Genomic DNA, 26,708 nt, shown 5'->3' with positions numbered 1-26,708 from the left:
GTGTCCTGAAAAACCGCTAACAGCCGCACGAGTGGCGGATGCGCAGTTGAAAAGCGAATTCATGCAGCTCGGCGGGCGCGGCGCCGGCGGCCAGCATGGCGATGGCCCGTTTGGCCATGGCGTCGATCGGCTGCTCGACCGCGCTGAGCGGCGGCACGCTGAATTCGGATTGCTGCGTGCCGTTAAAACAGATCAGCGCCAGATCATCCGGCGCGCGCAGCCCATGTTCCGCCAGCGCCGACAGGCAGCCGAGCGCCTGCTGCTCGTTAGAGGTGAAAACGGCGCGCGGGCGCGGGCCTTGCACCAGGCGCTGGGTGGCCTGGTAACCGCCCTGGCGGGTGTAGGGCACCTCGAAAATCCATTCGTCGCGCGGCGCGATGCCCGCTTCCAGCAGCGCATCGCGCCAGCCGTTCAGGCGATCCTGTGCGTTGAGCATGGTCAGCGGGCCGATAAAAATGCCGATATCGCGATAGCCGTGCTGCAGCAGATGGCGGGTCGCCTGGCAGGCGGCGTCGCGCTCGTCGACGCGAATGGCGCAGACGCCGGCCTGGCTGTCGATGGTATCTATCATCACGCAGGGCGTGCCGGAGGCGCGGATCAGATCGAACCACGGATGGCGATCGACGCTGGTGTACAGCAGGCCGTCGACCTGGCGGCGCAGCAGGTTGTTGATCAGCTCATATTCGCGCTGCCGGTCGTCGCCGGCGTCGCCCAGCAGCAGCACGCGGCCGCGGCTGAAGGCCTCCTGCTGCAGCGCCCGCGCCAGCGTGGCGAAGAACGGGTTGGAAATATCCGGCACCACCAGCCCATAGGTTTGCGTGCTGCCGGAGGCCAGCGCTCGCGCGATGTCATTCGGCCGGTAGCCGGTCTGCTCGATCGCCGCCAGCACGCGCAGCCGGGTGGCTTCCGCCACCGGGCGCGGGCCGTTGTTGATCACGTAGCTGACCACGGCGACGGAGGTGCCCGCTATGCGAGCCACGTCGGCGCGGGTAACGCGGCGCGCGGAGTGATTATCCAAATTGAGGTCCTGTTCGCCTTCCCGCTACGCGGCATCCTGCGGCAGGTTGAGATCGCGGCCGCGGGTTTCGGGAGCAAAGAAGGTGGTGATTAAGCCGATGGCCGCCATTACAACAAAATAGCAGGCGACAGGCCACCAGTGACCGAAACCGGACAGCAGCGCGGTGGCGATCAGCGGCGCAGTGCCGCCGGAGAGGATCGACCCGAGCTCCTTGGCGAACGCCATTTTGGAGTAGCGGTTCTTCACGCCGAACAGTTCGACGCCGTAGGCCGCCTGCACGCCGAAGATCCCCAGCGATGCGATGCACATGCCGACCACGATCACCGAGATGACGATCGCCGGCTCACGGCTGTCGAGCAGCCAGAACGCCGGGAAAGCGTACAGCACCAGCAGCAGGCAGAACCACCGGTAGGTGATGCGACGGCCGAAACGATCGGAGAGCCAGCCGGCCAGCGGGATCACCAGAAAACCGCACAGTGAGGCGATCAGCACCGCCAGCGCCGGCACCGATTTATCGACCATCAGCACCTTGGCGACGTAGCCGACGATAAAGCCCTGGCACAGGTAGGAAGGGCCGTTCTCGCCGATGCGCAGGCCAAGCATCACCCAGAACGCCTTGGTGCGTTGCAGGTAGCTGCGTGAGTCCGGCGTGGCCTGGGCGGCGTCGAGCATGCGCTGGTGGTTTTGCTGCAGTTCGCGTTCGAACACCGGCGTTTCCCGCACGTGGCGGCGCAGATACAGCGCCACGCCGGCGATCAGGATACTGGCGAGGAACGGAATGCGCCAGCCCCAGCTCATCAGGTCTTCCTTGTCCAGCTGCAATACCAGCAGCCACACCAGCGACGCCAGCAGGGTGCCACTGTTGGAGCCGATGGCGATGATCGACGCCACCAGCCCGCGCCGCTTGGCCGGCGCGTATTCCGCCAGCATCACCGCCCCGCCGGACAGCTCCGCACCGGCGCCGAACCCCTGCGCGAAGCGCAGGATCACCAGGCAGGCGGGCGCCCAGACGCCGATTTGCGCATAGGGCGGGATCAGGCCGATCAATGTGGTGGAGAGGCCCATCAGCGCCACGGTGGTGATCAACACCACGCGGCGGCCTTTGCGATCGCCGATCCAGCCGAACACCAGCGCGCCGATCGGCCGCGCGACGAAGCCGACGGAGTAGGTGGCGAAGCTGGCCAGCAACGCCACCAGCGGCGTGGCTTCGGGGAAGAACACGTCGCCGAACACCATGCCGGCCGCCAGGCCGTACAGCGCAAAGTCGACGTATTCCATGGCGGTGCCGAGCCAGCAGGAGAAGGTGGCGCGCCAAAATTGGCTGCGCCCCTCTTTGGTTGCCAGGCGTTCATCGGCCGCCAGCGCGGCGTCGGCGGTCTGTGAAGGGGCAAGCGTTGTTTCGCTCATGGCAGTGCTATCCTCTTTTGTTCTGCGCCTGGAGGGGCGCGGTTAAAGATGGTTTCCCTGGTGCCGGCAACAAAGGTGTGCCGACAAATCATGTCGGACGCATGGCGATTCAACGCTGCGGTATCAGGGTATCTACGCGCGTAGATAACACAACGCGAGGAAGCTGAAACTTTGCGGGCGATCACAGAATCGTCAGCGCGCCGGGAAATGAAGATAGAGAATGCGGATGGCAAAAAGATGACAGAACCCCGGTTTTTCCGGCCGATTGACCTGCCGTTTTCGCCACGAATCAGCCTGCCGCTTTCGCATTTCTGCGCTACAATGGGGGCCTGTTAACAGTTTGTATCGTCTGGCGCGCCGTACCGGCTGCGGTTCAGGCGAGGAGTAAAGCAATGTCTGGCATCAGGGATTCCATCCTGCCGCCGCTGGAGTGGTTATCCGAACAGGATCCTCCGGCGCCCGCCGCCGTCAGCGACTGGCTGATGGAGTTAGGCTCCATGACCCGACGATTTGAACGCCATTGCGCCCAGGTGCGCGTTGAACCGCAGCGCGAATGCTTCGTCACGCGCGAGGCGCTGGGCGACGAGGCGAACCACCTGCCCGATAGCCCGCGCTACTGGCTGCGCGAAGTGGTGCTGCTGGGCGACGGCCAGCCCTGGCTGCTGGGGCGCACGGTGATCCCGGAACATACGCTGACCGGCCCCGACCAGGCGCTGGTGGATCTGGGGACGCTGCCGCTGGGGCGCTATTTGTTCAGCAGTGGCGATCTGACCCGCGACTATATCCATATCGGCCGACAGGATGCGCTGTGGGCGCGTCGTTCACGGTTGCGGCTGGCGGGCAAGCCGCTGCTGCTGACCGAACTGTTTTTACCGGCTTCGCCGCTGTATTCAGCGGTCCCCGCATAAGAGAGGAGAGCAAGACGTTGGAGGGAAGCGTGACTCAAAGTAAATGGCGGGCTTACAGCCATTTGATGCGCATTGATAAACCGATTGGCACGCTGTTGCTGTTGTGGCCGACGCTGTGGGCACTGTGGCTGGCCGGAAAAGGCGTGCCGCCGCTGTCGATTTTGCTGGTGTTCGTGCTCGGCGTGTTCCTGATGCGCGCCGCCGGCTGCGTGGTGAATGACTATGCCGATCGCGCGGTGGACGGCTACGTGAAACGCACCGCCGGGCGGCCGATGCCGAGCGGCCGGGTGAGCGCGAAAGAGGCCAAGGTGCTGTTCGTGGTGCTGGTGCTGATCTCGTTCTGCCTGGTGTTGACGCTGAATGCGATGACCATCTGGCTGTCGCTGGCGGCGCTGGCGCTGGCCTGGGTGTATCCGTTTATGAAGCGGGTGACCAACCTGCCGCAGTTCGTGCTGGGCGCCGCGTTCGGCTGGGGCATTCCGATGGGCTATGCGGCGGTCAGCGAATCGCTGCCGCTCAGCTGCTGGCTGCTGCTGCTGGCGAACATCTGCTGGACGGTGGCCTATGACACGCTGTATGCGATGGTCGATCGCGACGATGATCTGAAAATCGGCATCAAGTCCACCGCTATCCTGTTCGGGCGTTATGACAAGCTGATCGTCGGGCTGCTGCAGTTCGCGACGTTGCTGCTGCTGGTGTGGGTCGGTTATCTGGCGCAGCTCGGCGGCGCGTTTTACTGGTCGCTGCTGCTGGCGGGCGCGCTGTTCATTCACCAGCAGAAGCAGATCGCCGGGCGCGAGCGCGACGCCTGCTTCAAGGCCTTTCTGCAGAACAACTATGTCGGGCTGGTGGTGTTTATCGGCATCGCGCTGAGCTATCTGCCGGCGTAACGGTTTCCTGCAGCAAGAAAAAAGGCACCCCTTGGGGTGCCTTTTGTGTTTCCGCGCCGGGCGAAATCACTCGTCTTTCTCTTCTTGCGCATCGGTTTGCGGCAGAGCGTTGGTCTCTTCCGGCATGTTGACGCTTTCGATGGTCAGCTTGATTTCCGGCGTGATCAGATCGCTCAGCATGCTGTACACCTCGAGGGTGTGCTCGCGGATCGCATCGCCGCTGTCGTTGATGTAGCCTTCTTCACGCAGTGTCGCCACCAGGGTGGAGAACACCGCCTTGTCGAAGAACTCCGGCGCATTGATGCCGTGCAGCACCGACAGACGCTGCGCCATGATGCGGCTCTCTTTCTCCAGCGCGCCGCGGTTGATGCTCGGGTTGGCGCTGAGGATCGACATGGTGATGGCGTAGCGTTGCAGGGTTTCGCGCACCCCGGCGGCCAGCAGCTGCAGCGGGCGAATGCGCGCCGGGTTGAGCACCAGATCGTCGCCTTTGTCGCAGATCAGCTGTTGACGGATCAGCTCGTCGATCATCGGCCGCAGCACCTCCGGCAGCTGTTCCTTGTCGTTATGCAGGAACAGCTCGGCTTTCAGCATCGGGTAGATCATGCCGATCTGGCGCAGCAGCTCGGCGCGCGACACCCGGCGATGATGCATCACGATGCTGGCGATCAGCGACGGCAACACCAGCAGATGGTGGATGTTGTTGCGGTAATAGGTCATCAGCACCGCCTGCTCGCGCGGCAGGATGATGATGTCGCCGATGCTGTCCTTCTCCACCTCGAACTTGTTCATGTTCAGCGCGTGATCCAGCAGCTCATCCGGCGTTTGCGTCGGCACGGTGACGTCACGCGCGTAAGGCGCGTTGCGCATCAGCTGCAGGTAGCACTCGAGCTGCTCGACCAGCTGCTCGCGGGTCAGCGAACGCTGACGCGAGGCCAGCAGCGCGGTGGAACACAGGTTCATGGCGTTGGCTGCGGCGGCATTGTTGATGCGCACCATGATCTGGCCGGCCAGATCGTTGACCGTCGGCGTCAGCCAGCTTGGACGCTGAGCTTCTATCGGATCGATCGATTCGCGCCACTGCGGCACGTTCTGGTTGAGGTAAGCCGTCAATGGCAGCGGTTCGCCGAAGTTGACGTATCCCTGGCCCAGGTTGCGCAGCTTGCGCAGGCCGCGCAGCATCTGCGGCAGGCTCTCTTTTTCCTTGGTGGCGCCGCGCAGCTCTTTGGCGTAGGTACCCACTTCCATCACGTGTTCGTAACCGATGTAAATCGGCACCAGCGTGATCGGACGGGTGCCGCCGCGCAGCATCGCCTGGATGGTCATCGACAGGGTGCCGGTCTTCGGCTCCAGCAAGCGCCCGGTGCGGGAACGGCCGCCTTCCACGAAATATTCCACCGAGTAACCGCGGGTGAACAGCTCGCCGAGGTATTCGCGGAACACCGTCGAGTACAGCTTGTTGCCTTTAAAGGTGCGGCGGATGAAGAACGCGCCCAGGCGACGGAAGATCGGGCCCGCCGGCCAGAAGTTGAGGTTGATGCCCGCAGCGATGTGCGGCGGCACCAGGCCCTGGTGATACAGCACGTACGACAGCAGCAGATAGTCCATGTGGCTGCGGTGGCAGGGCACGTAGACGATCTCGTGGCCGTCCTGCGCCAGCTGGCGCACGCGCTCGGCGTTGGTGACGTTGATGCCCTGATACAGCCGGTTCCAGGTCCAGCTCAGCACGCGGTCGGACAGGCGCACGGTTTCGTAGGAGAAGTCGGCGGCGATCTCTTCCATCAGCGCGATGGCGTTCTGCTGGGCCTTCTCGTGCGAGATCTTCTTGCTGCGCGCTTCGTCCTCGACCGCTTTTTCGATCGCTTTGGACGCCAACAGCTTGTTGAACAGATCCTGACGGGCCGGCAGACTCGGGCCCACCGCGGCCAGGCGCTGACGCGAGAAGTGCATGCGCGCCACACGCGCCAGTTTCTGCGCGATGGTTTTATCCGTGCCGTGTTCGGTAGCCATGCGGCGCAGCGACACGGTGTTGGAGAAACGCACGAAGCTGTCGCGGCCGAGCCACAGCACGGCGAAGAATTTCTGCACGCCGTTCAACAGACGCAGGTGCGGCGTGCCGTGGCCTTCGCGGCCCGGCGAACGGCCGAACATCACCGAAACCGGCAGCATCTGAATGTCGAGATCCGGGTTGCTGCGATGCAGATCCAGATAGTCGTGGAACAGCTTTACCGACTCTTCTTTTGGGGTGTAATAGCGGAATACGCGCGGGCCGTCGTGGATGAACACGTAGCTCGGCAGCACGGTGCCGTCGATCTCCAGCGAGTTGAGCGGATCGGGCAGATCCTGCGCCAGGCACTGGGTGCGCAGCGTCAGCAAATCCGCCTTGGAATTGTAAGGTAAAACATACAAAATCGGCCGTGAGGGATCCAACCCTAGCTCGGTAACCGGATCTGAAGGGATGACCTTACTTCTTACCAACAATTTAAGTGGTAAATTCAATATTTTATAATAAATTTTACGCCAACCTGACATAACAACGTGAAGCCTCTTGTTAGCAATGCGCCGCAAGCATACCAGAAACCGGGTAGCAGATCTGTGGTGTTCGAAAACCGAGAGCCGTCAGCGCGGACTGTTCTAGACTCTTTTTATTATGACCGACCTCTGAGAAAGGCACGAAAACATGGCAAACCAAGCAACCGGACTGACCCGCATCATCAAGGCCGCCGGCTATTCCTATAAAGGGCTATCCGCCGCCTGGCAGCACGAAGCGGCTTTCCGCCAGGAACTGGTGGTCACCCTTCTGGCTATCATACTGGCTGTCTGGCTGGATGTGGGTGCGATAGCGCGCATTTTATTGATCGGATCGGTAGCGCTGGTGATGATCGTCGAGATCCTGAACAGCGCGATCGAGGCGGTGGTGGATCGCATCGGCAGCGAACATCACGAGCTGTCCGGGCGGGCCAAGGACATGGGATCGGCGGCGGTGTCGCTGGCGATCGTGCTGGCGCTGTTCGTTTGGGGCACGGTCTTATGGCAGCATTTCGGCTGACGAAAAGCGCCTACTGACTGATTTTTATTTATTCTTCGGTTCCCAATCCGCGCTTACCTGTATATACTCACAGCAAGACTGTATAAACAAACAGGGGGCGGAATGAAAGCACTAACTACCAGACAGCAAGAGGTCTACGATCTGATTCGCGAGCACATTTCGCAAACGGGCATGCCGCCAACGCGTGCCGAGATCGCGATGCGTCTGGGGTTCCGTTCGCCTAACGCCGCCGAAGAGCACCTGAAGGCGCTGGCACGCAAAGGCGTGATCGAAATCGTCTCCGGTGCCTCGCGCGGTATCCGTCTGCTGATGGAAGAAGAAGAAGGGCTGCCGCTGATCGGCCGCGTCGCCGCCGGCGAGCCGCTGCTGGCGCAGCAGCACATCGAAGGGCACTACCAGGTGGATCCTTCCCTGTTTAAACCGAGCGCCGATTTCCTGCTGCGGGTGAACGGCATGTCAATGCGCGACATCGGCATTCTGGACGGCGATCTGCTGGCGGTACACAAAACGCAAGACGTGCGCAACGGCCAGGTCGTGGTCGCGCGGATCGAAGACGAAGTGACGGTCAAGCGCTTGAAAAAGCACGGCAACGTGGTTGAACTGCTGCCGGAGAACAACGAATTCCAACCGATCGTGGTCGATCTGCGTCAGCAGAATTTCACTATCGAAGGGCTGGCGGTCGGCGTGATCCGCAACGGCGACTGGATTTAATCGCCGCGCCATCACCGCCGCTCCCTGTATCAATCGCCCCTGTTTTGGGGCGTTTTTGTTTCTGACTTCGCCCTTTGTCACTCAGTCACAGGAACATCCCATCATGCGCCTGATTTCCGCTTTCACCAGCGACACCGATAAAGCCCTGTGGCGCCTCGCCCTGCCGATGATCTTCTCCAATATTACCGTGCCGCTGCTCGGGCTGGTGGACACCGCGGTGATCGGCCACCTCGACAGCCCCATTTATCTGGGGGGCGTGGCGATCGGTGCGGTGGCGACCAGCTTCCTGTTCATGCTGCTGCTGTTCCTGCGCATGAGCACTACCGGCCTGGCGGCGCAAGCGCTGGGGGCGCAGAACCCCCAGGCGCTGGCGCGCGCCTTTATGCAACCGCTGCTGCTGGCGCTGTTGGCCGGGGTGGCGATCGTCCTGCTGCGCTATCCGCTGATCGAACTGGCGCTGCGGATCGTCGGCGGCGATGCCGACGTGCTGGAACAGGCGCGGCGTTTTCTTGAGATCCGCTGGTTAAGCGCCCCGGCGGCGCTGGCCAACCTGGTGCTGCTGGGCTGGCTGCTTGGCGTACAGTACGTGCGGGCGCCGGTGATCCTGCTGATCGTCGGCAACCTGCTGAACATCGTGCTGGATATCTGGCTGGTGATGGGCCTGGGCTGGAACGTGCGGGGGGCGGCGGCGGCAACCGCCATCGCCGAATACGCTACGCTGCTGCTCGGCCTGTGGTTGGCGTGGCGGGTGATGCGCCTGCGCGGTATTACCCTGCAGATGCTGCGCCAGGCCTGGCGTGGCGATCTGCGTCGCCTGCTGGCGCTCAACCGCGACATCATGCTGCGCTCATTGTTGCTGCAACTGTGCTTTGCGTCGTTGACCATTTTCGGCGCTCGCCTGGGAAGCGAGGTGGTGGCGGTCAATGCGGTATTGATGAATCTGCTGACGTTCACCGCCTATGCGCTCGACGGTTTCGCTTATGCGGTGGAGGCACATTCCGGCCACGCCTACGGCGCCCGGGACGACAGCCAACTGCGCAAGGTGTGGCACGCGGCCTGCAGGCAGGCAGGGCTGGTCGCGTTGGCCTTCGGCCTGGCGTATGCTGTTACCGGCCAGCAGATCGTGGCAGCCTTGACCTCTTTGCCGGAACTGCGTGCGTTGGCCGCCCATTATTTACCCTGGCAGGTCATTCTGCCGCTGGTTGGGGTGTGGTGCTATTTGCTGGACGGCATGTTTATCGGCGCCACGCGCGGCGCCGAGATGCGCAACAGCATGGCGGTGGCCGCGGCGGGATATGGTATTACGCTGTTCAGCATGCCGCTGCTTGGCAACCACGGGCTTTGGCTGGCGCTGGCGGTGTTTCTGGCGCTGCGCGGCCTGGCATTGGGCTGGATTTGGCACCGTCACCAGGTGCGCGGCAGCTGGTTTACTGCCCATTAAACCGGACGTCTTGTTGGGTTAATGGTTAGTTTTTCTTATGATTTTGATCATGTTTGCTTACATGTTTTCAGCCTTGGTCTGTTCGCGTTAGTTCGTTGTTTGTTAGCGTTTTTTGTTTTTATCTTGTTTGTTAATGGTTTTTTATCCTGTGTTTTGGCTTTTTTATTTCCATGTTTAACTAGAATGAATCATGTGGCTGGTAAATGAAGGGGAGCGGTGCTTCTTAAGGTGAAGGAAGCATCAGCCAGAAAAACTTCTGGTTAACCCCGGCTGGCAACAGGGATCACTGATTCACCACAGGTTAACGGAGAGACTATGAATAAAGATCAAGCCGACGGTAACTGGAAGCAGCTGAAAGGCAAAGTGAAAGAGAAATGGGGCAAGCTGACCGATGACGATCTGACGGTCATCGAAGGGAAACGCGAACAGCTGGTCGGCAAAATCCAGGAGCGCTACGGTTACCAGAAAGAGGCGGCCGAAAAAGAGGTGAAGGCCTGGGAAGATCACACCAAACACCGCTGGTAACACGCAGGGCCGCCACTGACGGCGGCCGGCAACAGCGCAGGCCGGCGTCGCTCCATCCTCTGGCGCCCCGGCCGCAGGTACAGGGAAGTACCTGACTTCGTCTTACTTCTTCTTGATGGCGATGCTGTGATCGTGTTCGGCGCAGTCATGCTTGCTGTCACAAGCTTCAACTTCAACGCAACCGGCGCACAGGCCGTGCGCTTCCACCACGCTGTGCCGCAGCGCAAATCCGGCTTCTTGCGCCAGTTTCTGCAGCGTCTCCTCCACGCCTTCGGTGGTGCGTTCGGTTACCTGGCCGCAGCGATCGCAGATAAACAGCGCGGACGTATGCATCGGCTGTTCGAAATGGTGGCACAGCACGTAGCTGTTGGCGGACTCCACCCTATGGATAAACCCTTGCTCCAGCAGAAAATCCAGCGCGCGGTAGACCGTCGGCGGCTTGGCCTGCGGTTCGGCGACGCGCAGCAGATCGAGCAGGTCATAAGCGCTGATTGCACCGGGTTGCTGAGTCATCAGACGCAGCACTTCCAGCCGTTGCGGCGTCAATCGCACATTGCGTTGCTGGCAGAGGCGTTCCGCCTGCGCCAGCAGCTTTTCCTGGGTGGTTGAGTTCATCGCAAATATCCCGGTACGTAAAAAAGCCGATTTTACCATGATTACGGCGAATCGCCGAGAGTTGCCCCCTTTTCCCCTGAGGATAGCGCAGAGAAAGGCGCGCTGAGTGCGCTAAAAGAGAGATGCATCACAACTTTTCCCCTCCGCCGGGCGGTAGATCAACGTTGCCGGTTTTAGCGCTGGAGAGCAGCGGGCGAGAGCGGTATAACGCCTTTCACCCGCGTGATGAGCAGGAGCCCTGTGTGATGACGGAAAGAGACAAGCTGTTAAGCGGCCTGGAATACAACAGCCGCGATGAAGAACTGATCGCCCTGTACCATCGGGCGAGGGCGTTGACCAAAAGCCTGGGGGCGCTGGACTCGCATCAGGCGGACGAGAAAAATCGCCTGCTCGGTGAGCTGTTCGGCAACTGGGGTGAGGCGAGCTGGATCGAAACGCCATTCTGGTGCGACTACGGGCAGCATGTCCGCATCGGTAAAAACTGTTTTATCAACGTCAATGCGGTGTTCCTCGACTGCAACACCATCACCATCGGCGACAATACGCTGATCGGCCCCAACGTACAAATCTACACGCCGAGTCATCCGCTGAAGGCCGGTGAACGCTTTACCGGTGACCCGGCTTTTCCTTTCCGCACCTCGGCGCAGCCGGTGTCTATCGGCAGCAACGTGTGGATCGGCGGCAACGTGGTGATCCTGCCGGGAGTGACCATCGGCGACGGCACGACTATCGGTGCGGGCAGCATCGTCACCGGCGACATTCCGGCCAATGTGCTGGCGCTGGGGCAGCCGTGCCGGGTTATCCGCGCGTTGGAATAGGCCGCTTAACACGAATCGGCGGCCAGCGGTTTATCGGCGAGTGCGGGGCAAGGGCGGAGGAGGGGGCTTCTTACGGTGCGAATCGTCGTTTGGCAACTGGCGGTCATCGGCCAAGGCCAGGCGTGCGGCCGCAAGGCGGCTCATGACGGTGCCGATTGGCACCGCCAGCACTTTCGCCGCTTCCCGGTAGGACAGCCCTTCGACATACACCAGAAACAGCGCGTTGCGCTGGGCCGCCGGCAACCGGCTTACGCGCCGCATCACTTCATTGAGCCAGACCGGCTGTTCACCGTTGTCCGCATCGCCAAGCTCTTCCGCCGCCATGCAGCCTTGCCCCTGACGACGATGCTGGGCGCGAACTTCATTGAGCCAAATAGAGTGCAAGATGGCAAACAACCAGCGATCCAGGTGTGAACCGGGGGTGAATTGCGCGGCGCGCTCCAGCGCACGCACGCAGGTTGCCTGCACCAGGTCGTCGGCGACATCCCGCCGGTGCGAAAGCACCAGCGCATAGCGCCACAGGCGGGAGAGATAGTGGCCGAGTTCATCGCGTATCGCATCGCCGCTGATAGTCACCTCCGCAGGCGCGTCGGATCAAGATTCCGGTTGGCGGTCGATGGCTGCCGCCAAATCTCGGTACTCCTCGCACCCGGTGCCGCACAGCGACTGGATCACCAGCAGCTGTTGGCGCGCCAGGTCGGGCCGCCCTTTCAGCATATAGGCTTCTCCCAGGTACTCGCGCACTTTGGGGTATTTCGGATCGAGGGCCACTGATTTTAAATAATAGCCGATACCCTCATCGGTGCGGCCCAGTTTGCGCGTGGCGTAGCCGCGATAATTCAGTGCGACGGCGGTGTTGGGATTTTGCAGCGTGTTGAGCATATCGATCGCTTCCTGATAACGGCCGCTTTTCGCCAGTGCATAGGCATAGTTAGTGCGGTTGGCGTCGTCGACTTTGCTGCCTTTATCCACCGTGCAGGTCTGGGTTTTACTGTCGTAAACCTGGCCTTTCGGACAGGTCGGCGGGGTTTGGCCGCTGCCGTCGCCGCCCATCGCCAGCGCCGCGCCGGAAAACAGCAGGCAGCCGGCAATGGCCGATGCCAGCAGGCGTTTAATGAAGCTGTTCATGGTTGTGTCCTCAAGGCAGAGGCGCCGTGCGCGCCCGTAATGAGATAACACCTGAACGAGTGAATTTATTCGCCTTACTCCCGCTTATTTACGCCACCGGCAAGGCGGTTTTCCCAACGGCGTCGATTGTCGTTATAATAGCCGTTTGCGGCCGCGCGCCGTTCGTTGAACCCAGACAGACTCAGGTAGCCAGTAACTCAGCATGACGAAAGACAACCACGCCCCAACCTACGCCGCCAATCGCTTCTCCATCGCGCCAATGCTCGACTGGACCGATCGTCATTGCCGTTACTTCCACCGCCTGCTGACCAAGGAAACGCTGTTGTACACCGAAATGGTGACCACCGGCGCGATCATCCACGGCAAGGGCGACTATCTGGCCTACAGCGAAGAAGAGCATCCGGTGGCGCTGCAGCTGGGCGGCAGCGATCCGGCCGCGCTGGCGCACTGCGCCAAACTGGCGGAGCAGCGCGGTTATGACGAGATTAACCTCAACGTCGGCTGTCCGTCCGATCGGGTGCAAAACGGTATGTTCGGCGCCTGCCTGATGGGGCAGGCGACGCTGGTCGCCGACTGCATCAAGGCGATGCGCGACGTCGTATCGATTCCGGTGACGGTGAAGACCCGCATCGGCATCGACGATCAGGACAGCTACGCTTTCCTGTGCGACTTTATCCAGACCGTCGCCGGGCGCGGCGAGTGCGACATGTTCACCATCCACGCTCGCAAAGCCTGGCTCTCCGGCCTCAGCCCGAAAGAGAACCGCGAAGTGCCGCCGCTGGACTACCCGCGCGTTTATCAGCTGAAGCGGGATTTCCCGGCGCTGACCATCGCCATCAACGGCGGGGTGAAAACGCTGGAAGAGGCGCAACAGCACTTGCAGCATCTGGACGGCGTGATGATGGGGCGCGAGGCTTACCAGAATCCGGGCATCCTGGCGCGGGTCGACAGCGAACTGTTCGGCGCGCAGACCGCGGTGCCGGACAGCGTGGCGATCGTCGAAGCGCTGTATCCGTATATTGAGCGCGAGCTGTCCAACGGCACCTATCTCGGCCACATTACTCGCCATATCCTCGGTCTGTTCCAGGGCGTGCCGGGCGCGCGCCAGTGGCGTCGCCATCTGAGCGAGAACGCTCACAAGCCGGGCGCCGATGCGCGGGTGGTGGAGCAGGCGCTGGCGTTAGTGCGTCAGCCGCGTGTCGAAATGGCGTAGCCGAAAAAATTTGACCAACAGTTAGTCTTTTTCACCAGGCATTCGGCGCACTGCCGGATGCCTTCCCCATTTTTTCAATAGGTTAGCCATTCCGCCATTCTGGCACGCTTCTTGTAATTCACTCTGCAGATACGTTGCATTGCAAAGGAGCAATCATGTTGGAAATCTTCTTTCTCATTGGCTTTGTGGTGATGCTGATGGTGACCGGCATCTCGCTGCTGGGGATCTTCGCTGCGCTGTTGGCGGCGGCGGCGTTCATGTTGTTGGGCGGGCTGTTCGCGGTGGTCATCAAGCTGCTGCCGTGGCTGATTTTGGCAGTGGTTGGGGTATGGATTTACCGTTCGATGCAGAAACCCCAGGTCAGGCGTTACTGATTTTTTGCCGAATAATCAGTCAGTCGCGATGAAACTTGCATAACTGCCCACCACGCTAATGCGGCAGCGATCACAGCTTGGCAGTTTTCCCCGGCGATGTGGCACATAAAGCGTGTTTTTTGCCGGACGGGGCTGTTAGGATGTTGGTCGATGCAGTGATGCGACCCATTTCATCACCGTGAGAGACACCTAAAATTCGTGTTGCTAAAGCAACCCCTGTCTCTGGCGGACTCTGCTCTACCCCTACAAAACGCAGTAACAGAAAGGGCTCCGCAAGGAGCCCTTTTCTTTGGCTGCTATCAGGGGATCAGCAGGCTGGAACCGCTGGTGCTGCGGCTTTCCAGCACCTGGTGCGCACGCTGGGCGTCGGCCAGCGCGAATTTCTGCTCGTCTCTCACCTCCACCCGAATGGCGCCGCTGCCGATCAGCGAGAACAGCTCATTGCTGGCGTACTGCAGCTCGGCGCGGTTGGTGATGTAACCGTTGAGGGAAGGGCGGGTGACGTACAGCGAGCCCTTCTGATTCAGCAGCGCCAGATCGACTCCCGTCACCGGGCCGGAGGCGTTGCCGAAGCTGACCATCAGGCCGCGCCGCTTCAGGCTGTTGAGCGAGGCCTGCCAGGTGCTTTGCCCCACCGAATCGTACACCACGCCAACCTTCTCGCCGTGCGTCAGCTCGGCCACCCGCTGGGCGATATCCTCTTTGTGGTAGTTGATGGTGGCCCAGGCGCCGGCCTGTTTCGCCAGCGCGGCCTTCTCGTCGGAGCCGACGCTGCCGATCAGGCGCGCGCCCAGCGCTTTGGCCCATTGGCAGGCGATCAGCCCAACCCCGCCGGCGGCGGCATGGAACAGGAACACTTCACCCGGTTGCACGTCGTGGGTCTGGCGCAGCAGGTAATGCACCGTCAGCCCTTTGAGGAAAGAAGCGGCACCCTGCTCAAAGCTGAGGTTGTGCGGCAGCAGCGCCACTTTTTCTTCCGGCACATTGTGGACTTCGCTGTAGGCGCCGAGCGACGACTGCGCATACACCACCCGGTCGCCCGGTTTGATCGCGCTGACCCCGGCGCCAACCTTGACCACCACGCCGGCCGCCTCGGTGCCGAGGCCGCTCGGCAGGCTGGGCGGCGCGTACAGCCCGCTGCGCACATAGGTGTCGATGTAGTTGATGCCGATCGCTTTGTTCTCGATCTGCACTTCGCCGGCGGCGGGATCGAGCGGTGTAAAATCAACGTATTGCAAGACTTCCGGCCCGCCGGTGGCGGAAAACTGAATGCGCTTGGCCATATCGTTACCTCGTTTGAGTGTCTGATTTCACCCTATTCTTTTTAGTATCGGAGATCCAGTTCACCCGTGCGGGATTCAATACCTTTTTTGCATCGGTTATGACGCAAAAATCACGTATACTCTCGCGTCAAGATCCTTCATTCGCAACCGGATAAAGACTACGTTTCATGGCAGGAAAAAAACCAACCAACAAAACAAACGCGGACGAAACCAGAGAGCGTTCCAGAGATCGTCAGATGGAAGGGCTGAAGATGCCGCCGCACTCGCTGGAGGCCGAGCAGTCGGTGTTGGGCGGTTTGATGCTGGATAACGAGCGTTGGGACAACGTGGCGGAGCGCGTGGTCGCCAACGACTTCTTCAGCCGTCCGCACCGCCTGATCTTTACCGAGATGCAGCGTCTGCTGGAGATGAGCAAGCCTATCGACCTCATCACCCTGTCCGAATCGCTGGAGCAGAAGGGCGAGCTGGACTCGGTCGGCGGCTTCGCCTACCTGGCCGAGCTGTCGAAAAACACCCCGAGCGCCGCCAACATCGGCGCCTACGCCGACATCGTGCGCGAGCGCGCGGTGGTGCGCGAGATGATCTCGGTGGCTAACGAGATCGCCGACGCCGGCTACGATCCGCAGGGGCGCAGCAGCGAAGACCTGCTCGATCTGGCGGAATCCCGCGTCTTCCAAATCGCCGAGAACCGCGCCAGCAAAGACGAGGGCCCGAAGGGCATCGAGCGCATCCTGGAAGATACCGTCTCGCGCATCGAACAGCTGTATCAGCAGCCGCACGATGGCGTGACCGGGGTCGATACCGGCTATCAGGACCTCAACAAGAAAACCGCGGGCATGCAAAAGTCCGATCTGATCATCGTCGCCGCCCGTCCTTCGATGGGGAAAACCACCTTCGCCATGAACCTGTGCGAAAACGCCGCGATGACCCAGGAAAAACCGGTGCTGATCTTCAGCCTGGAGATGCCCGGCGAGCAGATCATGATGCGTATGCTGGCGTCGCTGTCGCGCGTGGATCAGACGCGCATCCGTACCGGCCAGCTCGACGACGAGGACTGGGCGCGCATTTCCAGCACCATGGGCATCCTGCTGGAGAAGCGCAACATGTACATCGACGACTCCTCCGGCCTGACGCCGACCGAAGTGCGCTCGCGCGCGCGGCGTATTTTCCGCGAGCACGACGGGCTTAGCCTGATCATGATCGACTACCTGCAGCTGATGCGCGTGCCGGCCCTGTCCGACAACCGTACGCTGGAGATCGCCGAGATTTCGCGCTCGCTGAAGGCGCTGGCGAAAGAGCTGCAGGTGCCGGTGGTGGCGCTGTCGCAGCTGAACCGCAGCCTGGAGCAGCGCGCCGACAAACGCCCGGTCAACTCCGACCTGCGTGAATCCGGCTCCATCGAGCAGGATGCCGACCTGATTATGTTCATCTATCGTGATGAGGTGTATCACGAGAACAGCGATCTGAAAGGGATCGCGGAAATTATTATCGGTAAGCAGCGTAACGGCCCGATCGGCACCGTGCGCCTTACCTTTAACGGCCAGTGGTCGCGTTTCGACAACTACGCGGGGCCACAATACGATGACGAATAATCAGCTAAGGAACTGAAATGAAAGCGGCAACCGCTGTAATCGACCGCCGCGCTCTGCGACATAATCTGCAACAGGTGCGCCGCCAGGCGCCGCAAAGCCGCCTGATTGCCGTTGTGAAAGCAAACGCTTATGGACATGGCCTGCTGGAAACAGCACACACCCTGCAAGACGCCGACTGCTACGGCGTGGCGCGCATCGGCGAGGCGCTGATGCTGCGCTCCGGCGGCATCGTCAAACCGATCCTGCTGCTGGAAGGCTTCTTCTGTGCCGAAGACCTGCCGGTGCTGGTGGCGAACAACATCGAAACCGCAGTGCACTGCATCGAACAGCTCGAAGCGCTGGAGCAGGCCGAACTGGCGCGCCCGGTGCCGGTGTGGATGAAGCTCGATACCGGCATGCATCGGCTGGGGGTGCGCCCCGAGCAGGCGGAGGCGTTTTATCAGCGCCTGTGCGCCTGCCGCAACGTGGCGCAGCCGGTCAATATCATGAGCCACTTCAGCCGCGCCGATGAGCCGGAGTCCGACGCCACCCTGAAACAGATCGCCTGCTTTGAGCAGTTCGCGCTAGGCAAACCGGGCCAGCGCTCGGTCGCCGCCTCCGGCGGCACGCTGCTGTGGCCGGATGCTCACAACGAGTGGGTGCGTCCCGGCATCATTCTGTACGGCGTCTCGCCGCTGGATAACGGCAGCGGCGCCGGGCATGGCCTGCTGCCGGCGATGACGCTGAAATCCAGCCTGATCGCGGTGCGCGAGCACCAGGCCGGCGAAGCCGTCGGCTATGGCGGCACCTGGGTAAGTCCGCGCGATACTCGCCTTGGCGTGGTGGCGATGGGATACGGCGATGGCTACCCGCGCAGCGCGCCGACCGGCACGCCGATCCTGATTAACGGCCGCGAAGTGCCGATCGTCGGCCGGGTGTCGATGGACATGATTTCGGTCGATCTCGGGCCGGACGCCGCCGATAAGGTGGGGGATGAAGCGGTGTTGTGGGGGCCGGCGTTGCCGGTCGAGCGTATCGCCGCCTGTACCGGCATCAGCGCTTATGAACTGATCACCAAGCTCACGCAGCGCGTGGCGATGGAATACATCGGCGACTGATGCGCCGCAGGGGCCGACGCGCGTCGGCCCCGTTCTTCAACGTGTTACTTCTTTACCGCCAACCACTTGTCGATAATTTTCTGATACTCGCCGGTCGCCTTGGCCAGGTGCAGCCACTGATCCACATACAGTTTCCAGCTCAGATCGTCGCGCGGCAGCATGTAAGCCTTCTCGCCGTACTGCATCGGTTTGGTCGGATTCACCGCGCACAGCTTCGGATAGCGCTTTTGTTGGTACAACGCCTCGGAGGCGTCGGTGATCATCACGTCCGCCTTGCGATCCACCAGCTGCTGGAAAATGCTCATGTTGTCGTGCGTCAGCGTCAGTTTGGCCTTCGGCAAATAGGCGTGCACGAAGGCTTCATTGGTGCCGCCCGCCGGTTCCAGCAGGCGCACCGACGGTTTGTTGATCTGTTCTATCGTGCGGTATTTCTTCACGTCGGTGCAGCGCACCAGCGGGATTTTGTCATCGGTATCCAGCTTGTCGGCGAAGAACACCTGCTTTTGCCGCTCCAGCGTGACGGAGATGCCGCCCATGGCGATGTCGCACTTGCCGGAGGCGAAGTCCGGCGTCAGGGTTTTCCAGCTGGTTTTCACCCACTTCACCTTGGCGCCCAGGCTCTTCGCCAGCGATTCCGCCATGTCGATGTCGATGCCTTCATAGCCGCCGCCTTCCTTGAGGAAGGTGTAGGGCTTGTAGTCGCCGGTGGTGCAGACCTCCAGGGTCTTTTGCTGCAGCACTTTGTCCAGGTGGGATTGCGCGCCGGCGCTGCCGGCGGCGAGCAGCAGCGCGAGGGGGAGTAGCTTTTTCATCTGGCGTCCTTTTTATACATTCGTGGTTTTATGCGTTACTTCGCCGTTAATTGTCGTTTGCCTGCATGAGTTAGCCGTTTTTTATGCCGCTTACCGGCGAAAACGCCGGGCGTTGCTGCTGTACGCGATTTAAGCGCCAGGGTGTGACGTCGGCAACGGTAAAAAAACTGGTAGGCTGTAACGTCAACATTTATTAACACAGTTTACAGGTGGCTATGTACAACATTGACGATTTTGATATGAAAATCCTGACGCTGTTACAGGCCAACGGCCGTTTGACCAATCAGGAGCTGAGCGAGCTGGTGGGGCTCTCCGCCTCCCAATGTTCGCGGCGGCGCATCAGCCTGGAGCAGGCGCAGCTGATCCGCGGTTACCACGCGCGGCTGGCGCCGGAGGCGGTCGGCCTGGGGCTGGTGGGGCTGATCGAAGTCAGCCTGATCACGCACGCGCAGGAGCAGATCGACAGCTTTCATCAGATGCTGGAGGAAGTGGACGCGATCCTGGACGCTTACAAGACCACCGGCGACGCCGATTACCTGCTCAAAGTGGCGGTGGCGGACCTGCCGGCGCTGAGCGAATTCATCAGCCAGACGCTGTCGCCGCACAAAAGCGTGGCGCATATCAAAACGGCGGTGGTGCTCAATCGCATCAAGGAAAACGGTTTATTGCCGGTGGCGAGATAAAGCTAAAACCGAATGCGCTTTTCCGTCTATATTAGGAACGTAACGCTGTGCCCAAAACCACAATAAACCAGGAGAAAAACCCCGTGTTCCAGAACGTTGACGCCTATGCCGGCGATCCCATTCTGTCGCTGATGGAAAAATTCAAACAAGACCCGCGCGCGCACAAGGTGAACCTGAGCATCGGCCTGTACTACGATGCGCAGGGCATCATTCCGCAGATGCGGGCGGTCGCCGCGGCGCAAGCGCAGTTGAACAGCGTCGAGCATGGCGCCTCGGTATACCTGCCGATGGAAGGGCTGCAGTCTTACCGTTCCGCCATCCAGCAGCTGCTGTTCGGCGCGCAGCACCCGATGCTGCAGCAGGGGCGCATCGCCACCATTCAGACCGTCGGCGGTTCCGGCGCGTTGAAAGTGGGCGCCGACTTCCTGAAAAGCTATTTCCCGGATTCGCAGGTGTGGGTCAGCGATCCGACCTGGGAAAACCACGTCGCCATCTTCAGCGGCGCCGGTTTCAAGGTGAATACCTACCCGTATTTCGACAGCGAAAGCCTGGGCGTGAAGTTCGACGCCATGCTGGCCGAGCTGAAACAGCTGCCGAAGCACAGCATTGCGCTGCTGCACCCGTGCTGCCACAACCCGACCGGTTCCGACCTGACCCCCGCCCAGTGGGATGAGGTGGTCAAGGTGATCGCCGAACGTGAAATCATTCCGTTCCTCGACATCGCCTATCAGGGCTTCGGCGGCGGCATGGAGCAGGACGCCTACGCCATTCGCGCCATCGCGGCGGCCGGTTTGCCGTGCCTGGTGAGCAATTCGTTCTCGAAGATCTTCTCGCTGTACGGCGAGCGCGTCGGCGGCCTGTCGGTGGTGTGCGAAAGCGAAGAGGCGGCCGGGCGCGTGCTGGGCCAGCTGAAGGCCACCGTGCGCCGCAACTACTCGAGCCCGCCGAACTTCGGCGCGCAGCTGGTGGCCAAGGTGCTGAACGACGCCCAGCTCAAAACCCAGTGGCTGGACGAGGTGGAGAGCATGCGCACCCGCATTCTCGAGATGCGTCACGCGCTGGTGGACACCCTGAAGAGCGCGCTGCCGCAGCGCAACTTTGATTACCTGTTGGCGCAGCGCGGCATGTTCAGCTACACCGGCTTCAGCGCGGCGCAGGTCGATCGTTTGCGTGAAGAGTTCGGTGTCTACCTGATCCACAGCGGCCGCATGTGCGTGGCCGGCCTGAACCACAACAACGTGCGTCAGGTGGCCGAGGCGTTTGCCGCGGTGCAGTAACGCCTGTTAGTCTGAACGGACGTTCATCGGGAGCGATAGCGATATCGCTCCTTTTTTATTGCCGGCGCGCCGCCGAAGTTGCCGCAAACCGGAGAGAGAATATACTGATTGAGGGGCGCTCACTCATGTGGCATCAGCAAACGCTAATCCTCAGCGCAAAAGCGCGTGGCTTTCATCTGGTTACCGACGAGATAGTCAACCAGTTAACCCACTTACACCGCCTGCAAACCGGCCTGCTGCATCTGTTGCTGCAGCACACCTCGGCCTCGCTGACGCTCAACGAGAACTGCGATCCCACGGTGCGAGCCGATATGGAGCAGCATTTCCTGCGTCAGGTGCCGGAAAACGCACCCTATCAGCATGACTACGAAGGGCCGGACGACATGCCGGCGCACATCAAATCCTCGCTGCTGGGCGCTTCCTTGACGCTGCCCGTCAGGCACGGGCGGCTGATGTTGGGCACATGGCAGGGCATCTGGCTGGGGGAGCACCGCATCCACGGCGGATCACGCCGTATTGTGGCCACGTTACAGGGGGAATAACCCAATGAATAACAGCGCATTGCTGGAGTACTGCATGGCGAAGCCGGGCGCGGAGCAGAGCGACCAGAACCAGTGGCAGGCCAGCCAGATCAAGGTGGGTGACGTGATGTTCGCCATGGTGTGCGAGGTCGAAGGGCGGCCGGCGCTGGCGGTCAAGTCCAGCCCGGAGCTGGCGGAAAGCCTGCGTGAACACCATCCGGAGATCGTCGCCTGTAACGGCCTGAACAAGGCGCACTGGAATACGGTGTTTCTCGACGGCAACCTGCCGAACTCGCAGTTTTACACGCTGATCGACAGCTCCTATCAGCTGGTGGTGGACGGCCTGCCCGAACACGTGCGCCAGGAACTGCGCGCCTGATTGCCGGGCGGCGGCGCCCGTTTTTCTTCTGTTTTTTTCATGTTAAAGCGTGATCGCGGCCTGGATTTGGGAACGTTCCCTTTTTATTGCGGCACTAAAACAGCTACGCTTGGGCATTCAAGACACGCGGATGAAGGAGGCCGACATGGCCATGAGCGAAGAAAAGCGCAAGATGATCGCCGGGGAACTGTACGACGCCGGCGATGAACTGCTGCGCAGCGAACGCCGGCGCGCACGCCAGCTAACGCATCGCTATAACCACTCTTCGCCGGAAGAGGGCGAGCTGCGCAAACAATGGCTGGGTGAGTTGCTGGGCCGCTATCAGGGCGGCACCATCGAGCCGACCTTCCGCTGCGATTACGGCTATAACATCTATCTCGGCAAGAACTTCTACGCCAACTTCGATTGCGTGATCCTCGACGTATGCGAGGTGCATATCGGTGACAACTGCCTGCTGGCGCCGGGCGTGCATATCTATACCGCCACCCATCCGCTGGACGCCGAGACTCGCGTCGGCGGGGCGGAGTTCGGTAAGGCTGTCAGGATTGGCGACAACGTGTGGATCGGCGGGCGTGCGGTGATCAATCCGGGAGTGACCATCGGCGATAATGCGGTCGTGGCCTCCGGCGCGGTGGTGACCAAAGACGTGCCGGCCAATTGCGTGGTGGGCGGCAACCCGGCCAGGATCATCAAGCAGCTATAAAAAAACGGGCGCCGCCGGGCGCCCGCCGTCATCAGGCGCGCAGCGAGTCGATATCCACCACGAAGCGGTACTTCACGTCGCTTTTCAGCATGCGTTCATAGGCCTCATTAATTTGCTGCATCGGGATCAGCTCGATATCCGACGTGATGCCGTGCTGCCCGCAGAAGTCCAGCATCTCTTGCGTTTCCGCGATGCCGCCGATCAGCGAACCGGCGATGCGGCGGCGCTTCATGATCAGGTTGAACACCTGCGGTGACGGATGATCGTGCTCCGGCGCGCCGACCAGCGTCAGGGTGCCGTCGCGGCGCAGCAAGTTGAGGAACGGGTTCAGATCGTGCTGAGCCGCTACCGTGTTGAGGATGAAGTCGAAGCTGTTGACGTGCTGTGCCATCTCATCCGGGTTGCGCGAAATCACCACTTCATGGGCGCCGAGGCGCTTGGCGTCTTCGATTTTCGACGGCGAGGTGGTGAACAGCACCACATGCGCGCCCATCGCCCGCGCCAGTTTGACGCCCATGTGCCCCAGCCCGCCGAGCCCGACGATGCCGACCTTTTTGCCTGGCCCCGCGCCCCACTGGCGCAGCGGCGAATAGGTGGTGATGCCGGCGCACAGCAGCGGCGCGACGCCGGCCGGATCGAGGTTTTCCGGCACGCGCAGCACGAAGTCCTGATCCACCACCAGATTGGTGGAGTAGCCGCCGTAGGTCACGGCGCCGGTGTGGCGATCCTGGCCGTTATAGGTGCCGGTAAAGCCGTTTTCGCAATACTGTTCCAGCCCCTCATCGCAGCTCGGGCAGCTGCGGCAGGAATCCACCATGCAACCGACGCCGACCAGATCGCCGATCCGGTAACGCGAGACATGGTCGCCGACGGCGCTAACGCGGCCGACGATTTCGTGGCCCGGCACCACCGGGTAAATCGTATTGCTCCATTCATTGCGCGCCTGGTGCAGATCCGAGTGGCAGACGCCGCAGAACAACACCTGAATTTGCACATCGTGGTCGCGCAGGGCGCGCTGCTGGTAATCGAAAGGCACCAGCGCAGACTTCGCGTCATGCGCGGCATAGGCATGGGTAATGTTCATGGTCGCTCCAGTTATCAATGTAGGGGGGACAACGTTTGACCGGCAGCGAAGTGCCGGCGAGACGCGGCCTGAATCAGACAGGGCGGCCGCCGAGGGAACATTGATGATAGAAGCGGTGAGCGCGGAGGGAAATGCCTGAAAATGTCGAAATCTTGCCTGTTTCTGTTCGATTGCGGGGAAACGGGGCAGCGTGCGGACCGCCTGAACGACGGCCCGCACGCCGGCGACATTACTGGTTCAACAGCGGCTTCAGGAAGCGTGCAGTGTGCGATTTCTCGCAGTCGGCGACCGTTTCCGGCGTGCCGGCGACCAGGATCTCGCCGCCGCCGCTGCCGCCTTCCGGCCCCAGATCGACGATCCAGTCGGCGGTCTTGATCACGTCCAGGTTATGCTCGATGACCACGATGGTGTTGCCCTGATCGCGCAGCTGATGCAGCACCGCCAACAGCTGTTGGATATCGGCGAAGTGCAGACCGGTGGTCGGTTCGTCGAGGATATACAGCGTTTGGCCGGTGCCGCGCTTCGACAGTTCGCGCGCCAGCTTGACGCGCTGCGCTTCACCGCCGGAGAGCGTGGTGGCCGACTGGCCGAGGCGGATGTAGGACAGGCCGACATCCATCAGGGTCTGCAGCTTGCGCGCCAGCGCCGGCACCGCGTCGAAGAAATCGCGCGCTTCTTCGATGGTCATCTCCAGCACTTCGTGGATGCTCTTGCCCTTGTACTTCACTTCCAGCGTTTCGCGGTTATAACGCTTGCCCTTGCACTGGTCGCACGGCACGTAGATGTCCGGCAGGAAGTGCATCTCGACCTTGATCACCCCGTCGCCCTGGCAGGCTTCACAGCGCCCGCCCTTGACGTTGAAGCTGAAGCGGCCCGGCGTGTAACCGCGGCTGCGCGATTCCGGCACGCCGGCGAACAGCTCGCGCACCGGGGTGAAGATGCCGGTATAGGTTGCCGGGTTGGAGCGCGGCGTGCGGCCGATCGGGCTCTGATCGATGTCGATCACCTTGTCGAAATGTTCCAGGCCGGTCACTTCGCGGAACGGCGCCGGTTCGGCGATGGTGGCGCCGTTGAGCTGGCGCTGGGCTATCGGGAACAGCGTATCGTTGATCAGCGTCGATTTGCCGGAGCCGGACACGCCGGTGATGCAGGTAAACAGACCGACCGGCAGCGTCAGCGTCACATCTTTCAGGTTGTTGCCGCGCGCGCCGCTCAGCTTCAGCACTTTGGTCGGATCGGCCTGCACGCGCTGCGCGGGGATGGCGATCTCGCGCTTGCCGCTGAGGAACTGGCCGGTCAGCGATTCCGGCTGCGCCATGATGTCGTCGACGGTGCCTTCCGCCACCACCTGGCCGCCGTGTACGCCGGCGCCGGGGCCGATGTCGATCACATGGTCGGCGGCGCGGATGGCGTCTTCGTCATGCTCCACCACGATCACCGTGTTGCCGAGGTTGCGCAGGTGGATCAGCGTTTCCAGCAGGCGCTCGTTGTCGCGCTGGTGCAGGCCGATCGACGGCTCATCCAGCACGTACATCACGCCCACCAGGCCGGCGCCGATCTGGCTGGCCAAACGGATTCGCTGCGCTTCGCCGCCGGAGAGCGTCTCCGCCGAGCGAGACAGTGACAGGTAGTTCAGGCCGACGTTCACCAGGAATTTCAGGCGGTCGCCGATCTCTTTCAGCACTTTCTCGGCGATTTTGGCGCGCTGGCCGCTGAGCTTCATGTTCTGGAAGAAGGTCATCGCATGGCCGATGCTCAGATCGGAGATCTGCGGCAGCGTGGTGTCTTCGACAAACACGTTGCGCGCTTCTTCACGCAGGCGAGTGCCGTGGCACGAGGCGCAAGGGCGGTTGCTGATGAACTTCGCCAGCTCTTCGCGCACCGCGCTGGACTCGGTCTCTTTATAGCGGCGCTCCATGTTGTGCAGCACGCCTTCAAACGGATGGCGGCGCACGGTGGTGTCACCGCGATCGTTGATGTATTTGAACTCGATCGACTCTTTGCCGGAGCCGCTCAGCACCGCCTTCTGCACGTTGGCGCTCAGGGTGTTGAATGGCGCTTCGACGTCGAACTCATAGTGCTCCGCCAGCGAGCGCAGCATCTGGAAGTAATAGAAGTTGCGGCGATCCCAGCCGCGGATCGCGCCGCCGGCCAGCGACAGCTCGGGGTTTTGCACCACGCGATCCGGATCGAAGAACTGCTGCACGCCCAGGCCGTCGCAGGTCGGGCAGGCGCCGGCCGGGTTGTTGAAGGAAAACAGGCGCGGTTCCAGCTCGCGCATACTGTAGCCGCAGATCGGGCAGGCGAAGTTGGCGGAGAACAGCAGCTCGTCCGCTTTTTCGTCGTCCATATCCGCCACCACTGCGGTGCCGCCGGACAGCTCCAGCGCGGTTTCGAACGATTCGGCCAGGCGCTGCGCCATGTCGTCGCGCACCTTGAAGCGATCGACCACCACTTCGATGGTGTGTTTCTTCTGCAGCTCCAGCTTCGGCGGATCGGACAGATCGCACACTTCGCCGTCGATGCGCGCGCGGATATAGCCCTGGGCGGCCAGGTTTTCCAGCGTTTTGGTGTGCTCGCCCTTGCGGTCTTTCACCACCGGCGCCAGCAGCATCAGGCGCTTGCCTTCCGGCTGGCTCAGCACGTTGTCGACCATCTGGCTGACGGTCTGCGCCGCCAGCGGCACATGGTGATCCGGGCAGCGCGGCTCGCCGACGCGGGCGAACAGCAGGCGCAGGTAGTCGTGAATCTCGGTAATGGTGCCGACCGTGGAGCGCGGGTTGTGCGAGGTGGATTTCTGCTCGATGGAGATCGCCGGCGACAGGCCTTCGATATGATCGACGTCCGGTTTTTCCATCAGCGACAGGAACTGGCGCGCATAGGCAGAGAGTGATTCGACATAGCGCCGCTGCCCTTCGGCATACAGCGTATCGAAAGCCAGCGAAGACTTGCCGGAACCGGACAGGCCGGTGACGACGATCAGTTTGTCACGCGGGATGATCAGGTTGATGTTTTTCAGATTATGGGTTCGAGCACCACGAACTTCGATATTGTCCATTTACACTTCCCGTCTTGATGATACACCGCGCCTGTCGCGATTTTTGCGGGGGATTTTGTGATGGGTCTCGCAAAAAACCGGCACAGCCTGGTCGAAACGCATAATTATGACACAAAAAAACC

Annotated in this window: 26 protein-coding genes; 16 read left to right on the top strand and 10 right to left on the bottom strand. The window is 61.4% G+C overall.

Translation table 11 applies throughout. The features are described from left to right. Positions 1-16: 16 nt before the first annotated feature. Positions 17-1,018 (bottom strand): LacI family DNA-binding transcriptional regulator, encoded by a 1,002-nt coding sequence (locus ACOWVD_RS15640; protein WP_048325669.1) that lies wholly within the window; start codon positions 1,016-1,018, stop codon positions 17-19. A gap of 24 nt (positions 1,019-1,042) precedes the next feature. Then, the gene (locus ACOWVD_RS15635; protein WP_075684489.1) at positions 1,043-2,425 is read right to left on the bottom strand and encodes an MFS transporter; all 1,383 of its coding nucleotides are present in this window, start codon (positions 2,423-2,425) and stop codon (positions 1,043-1,045) included. Between the two features lie 392 nt (positions 2,426-2,817). Here ACOWVD_RS15635 and ubiC point away from each other — a divergent pair, with 392 nt between their 5' ends. Beyond that, the gene (gene ubiC, locus ACOWVD_RS15630) at positions 2,818-3,333 is read left to right on the top strand and encodes a chorismate lyase (RefSeq protein WP_015379228.1); all 516 of its coding nucleotides are present in this window, start codon (positions 2,818-2,820) and stop codon (positions 3,331-3,333) included. 17 nt (positions 3,334-3,350) lie between these two features. Beyond that, positions 3,351-4,223 (top strand): 4-hydroxybenzoate octaprenyltransferase, encoded by an 873-nt coding sequence (ubiA, locus tag ACOWVD_RS15625; protein ID WP_004936728.1) that lies wholly within the window; start codon positions 3,351-3,353, stop codon positions 4,221-4,223. A 66-nt stretch (positions 4,224-4,289) separates the two neighbouring features. On the opposite strand, the gene plsB is transcribed toward ubiA, so the two are convergent. Further along, entirely contained in the window at positions 4,290-6,755 is a 2,466-nt protein-coding gene (plsB, locus tag ACOWVD_RS15620) for a glycerol-3-phosphate 1-O-acyltransferase PlsB (RefSeq protein ID WP_099982352.1), read from the bottom strand. Positions 6,756-6,903: 148 nt separating this feature from the next. Here plsB and ACOWVD_RS15615 point away from each other — a divergent pair, with 148 nt between their 5' ends. The 4 genes from ACOWVD_RS15615 (at position 6,904) to ACOWVD_RS15600 (ending at position 9,949) form a co-directional block, all read left to right on the top strand. Then, positions 6,904-7,272, top strand: coding sequence for a diacylglycerol kinase (locus ACOWVD_RS15615; RefSeq protein WP_015379225.1), 369 nt, complete (start codon positions 6,904-6,906; stop codon positions 7,270-7,272). A 102-nt stretch (positions 7,273-7,374) separates the two neighbouring features. Then, the gene (lexA, locus tag ACOWVD_RS15610; RefSeq protein WP_004936736.1) at positions 7,375-7,983 is read left to right on the top strand and encodes a transcriptional repressor LexA; all 609 of its coding nucleotides are present in this window, start codon (positions 7,375-7,377) and stop codon (positions 7,981-7,983) included. A 103-nt stretch (positions 7,984-8,086) separates the two neighbouring features. After that, on the top strand, positions 8,087-9,424 hold the full coding sequence (gene dinF, locus ACOWVD_RS15605) for an MATE family efflux transporter DinF (protein WP_421105654.1): 1,338 nt from the start codon (positions 8,087-8,089) through the stop codon (positions 9,422-9,424). A 315-nt stretch (positions 9,425-9,739) separates the two neighbouring features. Continuing rightward, positions 9,740-9,949: a CsbD family protein gene (locus ACOWVD_RS15600; RefSeq protein ID WP_004936743.1), complete on the top strand. Its 210-nt coding sequence runs from the start codon at positions 9,740-9,742 to the stop codon at positions 9,947-9,949. Positions 9,950-10,051: 102 nt separating this feature from the next. Here the strand turns inward: ACOWVD_RS15600 and zur are convergent, their stop codons facing one another. Further along, entirely contained in the window at positions 10,052-10,564 is a 513-nt protein-coding gene (zur, locus tag ACOWVD_RS15595) for a zinc uptake transcriptional repressor Zur (protein WP_015379223.1), read from the bottom strand. A 245-nt stretch (positions 10,565-10,809) separates the two neighbouring features. Between zur and ACOWVD_RS15590 the strand changes: the two genes are divergently transcribed. Further along, positions 10,810-11,382 carry a sugar O-acetyltransferase gene (locus ACOWVD_RS15590; protein WP_049241410.1) on the top strand — a complete coding sequence of 191 codons (573 nt, stop codon included), beginning with the start codon at positions 10,810-10,812 and terminating at the stop codon, positions 11,380-11,382. A 30-nt stretch (positions 11,383-11,412) separates the two neighbouring features. On the opposite strand, the gene ACOWVD_RS15585 is transcribed toward ACOWVD_RS15590, so the two are convergent. Continuing rightward, the gene (locus tag ACOWVD_RS15585) at positions 11,413-11,958 is read right to left on the bottom strand and encodes an RNA polymerase sigma factor (RefSeq protein WP_021505140.1); all 546 of its coding nucleotides are present in this window, start codon (positions 11,956-11,958) and stop codon (positions 11,413-11,415) included. 18 nt (positions 11,959-11,976) lie between these two features. Further along, positions 11,977-12,510: a tetratricopeptide repeat protein gene (locus ACOWVD_RS15580; RefSeq protein WP_421105653.1), complete on the bottom strand. Its 534-nt coding sequence runs from the start codon at positions 12,508-12,510 to the stop codon at positions 11,977-11,979. A 202-nt stretch (positions 12,511-12,712) separates the two neighbouring features. Between ACOWVD_RS15580 and dusA the strand changes: the two genes are divergently transcribed. Next, positions 12,713-13,723, top strand: a complete 1,011-nt coding sequence (gene dusA / locus ACOWVD_RS15575; protein WP_019453217.1) for a tRNA dihydrouridine(20/20a) synthase DusA — start codon at positions 12,713-12,715, stop codon at positions 13,721-13,723. A gap of 155 nt (positions 13,724-13,878) precedes the next feature. Then, the gene (gene pspG / locus ACOWVD_RS15570) at positions 13,879-14,097 is read left to right on the top strand and encodes an envelope stress response protein PspG (RefSeq protein WP_004936761.1); all 219 of its coding nucleotides are present in this window, start codon (positions 13,879-13,881) and stop codon (positions 14,095-14,097) included. A gap of 299 nt (positions 14,098-14,396) precedes the next feature. On the opposite strand, the gene ACOWVD_RS15565 is transcribed toward pspG, so the two are convergent. Further along, positions 14,397-15,380 carry a quinone oxidoreductase gene (locus tag ACOWVD_RS15565; protein WP_004936764.1) on the bottom strand — a complete coding sequence of 328 codons (984 nt, stop codon included), beginning with the start codon at positions 15,378-15,380 and terminating at the stop codon, positions 14,397-14,399. 167 nt (positions 15,381-15,547) lie between these two features. Here ACOWVD_RS15565 and dnaB point away from each other — a divergent pair, with 167 nt between their 5' ends. Together dnaB and alr are read left to right on the top strand one after the other, a co-directional pair. Next, on the top strand, positions 15,548-16,972 hold the full coding sequence (dnaB, locus tag ACOWVD_RS15560; protein WP_025160134.1) for a replicative DNA helicase: 1,425 nt from the start codon (positions 15,548-15,550) through the stop codon (positions 16,970-16,972). 17 nt (positions 16,973-16,989) lie between these two features. Beyond that, positions 16,990-18,069, top strand: a complete 1,080-nt coding sequence (gene alr, locus ACOWVD_RS15555) for an alanine racemase (RefSeq protein WP_049241416.1) — start codon at positions 16,990-16,992, stop codon at positions 18,067-18,069. 44 nt (positions 18,070-18,113) lie between these two features. On the opposite strand, the gene ACOWVD_RS15550 is transcribed toward alr, so the two are convergent. Further along, positions 18,114-18,881: a transporter substrate-binding domain-containing protein gene (locus ACOWVD_RS15550; protein ID WP_421105652.1), complete on the bottom strand. Its 768-nt coding sequence runs from the start codon at positions 18,879-18,881 to the stop codon at positions 18,114-18,116. 215 nt (positions 18,882-19,096) lie between these two features. Between ACOWVD_RS15550 and ACOWVD_RS15545 the strand changes: the two genes are divergently transcribed. The 5 genes from ACOWVD_RS15545 to maa all read left to right on the top strand — a co-directional run bounded on the left by ACOWVD_RS15545 (position 19,097) and on the right by maa (position 22,444). Continuing rightward, positions 19,097-19,564 carry an Lrp/AsnC family transcriptional regulator gene (locus tag ACOWVD_RS15545; RefSeq protein ID WP_004936775.1) on the top strand — a complete coding sequence of 156 codons (468 nt, stop codon included), beginning with the start codon at positions 19,097-19,099 and terminating at the stop codon, positions 19,562-19,564. Between the two features lie 83 nt (positions 19,565-19,647). Then, positions 19,648-20,841 carry an amino acid aminotransferase gene (locus ACOWVD_RS15540; RefSeq protein ID WP_049241422.1) on the top strand — a complete coding sequence of 398 codons (1,194 nt, stop codon included), beginning with the start codon at positions 19,648-19,650 and terminating at the stop codon, positions 20,839-20,841. Between the two features lie 125 nt (positions 20,842-20,966). Next, on the top strand, positions 20,967-21,383 hold the full coding sequence (locus ACOWVD_RS15535; RefSeq protein ID WP_015379215.1) for a secondary thiamine-phosphate synthase enzyme YjbQ: 417 nt from the start codon (positions 20,967-20,969) through the stop codon (positions 21,381-21,383). Between the two features lie 4 nt (positions 21,384-21,387). After that, on the top strand, positions 21,388-21,741 hold the full coding sequence (locus ACOWVD_RS15530) for an MmcQ/YjbR family DNA-binding protein (protein WP_021505135.1): 354 nt from the start codon (positions 21,388-21,390) through the stop codon (positions 21,739-21,741). Between the two features lie 145 nt (positions 21,742-21,886). Further along, entirely contained in the window at positions 21,887-22,444 is a 558-nt protein-coding gene (gene maa, locus ACOWVD_RS15525; protein WP_021505134.1) for a maltose O-acetyltransferase, read from the top strand. A 31-nt stretch (positions 22,445-22,475) separates the two neighbouring features. On the opposite strand, the gene ACOWVD_RS15520 is transcribed toward maa, so the two are convergent. Next, the gene (locus tag ACOWVD_RS15520) at positions 22,476-23,528 is read right to left on the bottom strand and encodes an NAD(P)-dependent alcohol dehydrogenase (RefSeq protein WP_049241424.1); all 1,053 of its coding nucleotides are present in this window, start codon (positions 23,526-23,528) and stop codon (positions 22,476-22,478) included. A gap of 229 nt (positions 23,529-23,757) precedes the next feature. Then, on the bottom strand, positions 23,758-26,586 hold the full coding sequence (gene uvrA / locus ACOWVD_RS15515; RefSeq protein ID WP_049241425.1) for an excinuclease ABC subunit UvrA: 2,829 nt from the start codon (positions 26,584-26,586) through the stop codon (positions 23,758-23,760). Between the last annotated feature and the right edge of the window lie 122 nt (positions 26,587-26,708).

The sequence above is a fragment of the Serratia sp. SA088 genome (assembly GCF_049065515.1).
Taxonomy (GTDB): domain Bacteria; phylum Pseudomonadota; class Gammaproteobacteria; order Enterobacterales; family Enterobacteriaceae; genus Serratia; species Serratia nematodiphila.
The sequence above is the reverse complement of the archived record's forward strand: the minus strand, read 5'-3'. Positions and strand labels throughout refer to the sequence as shown.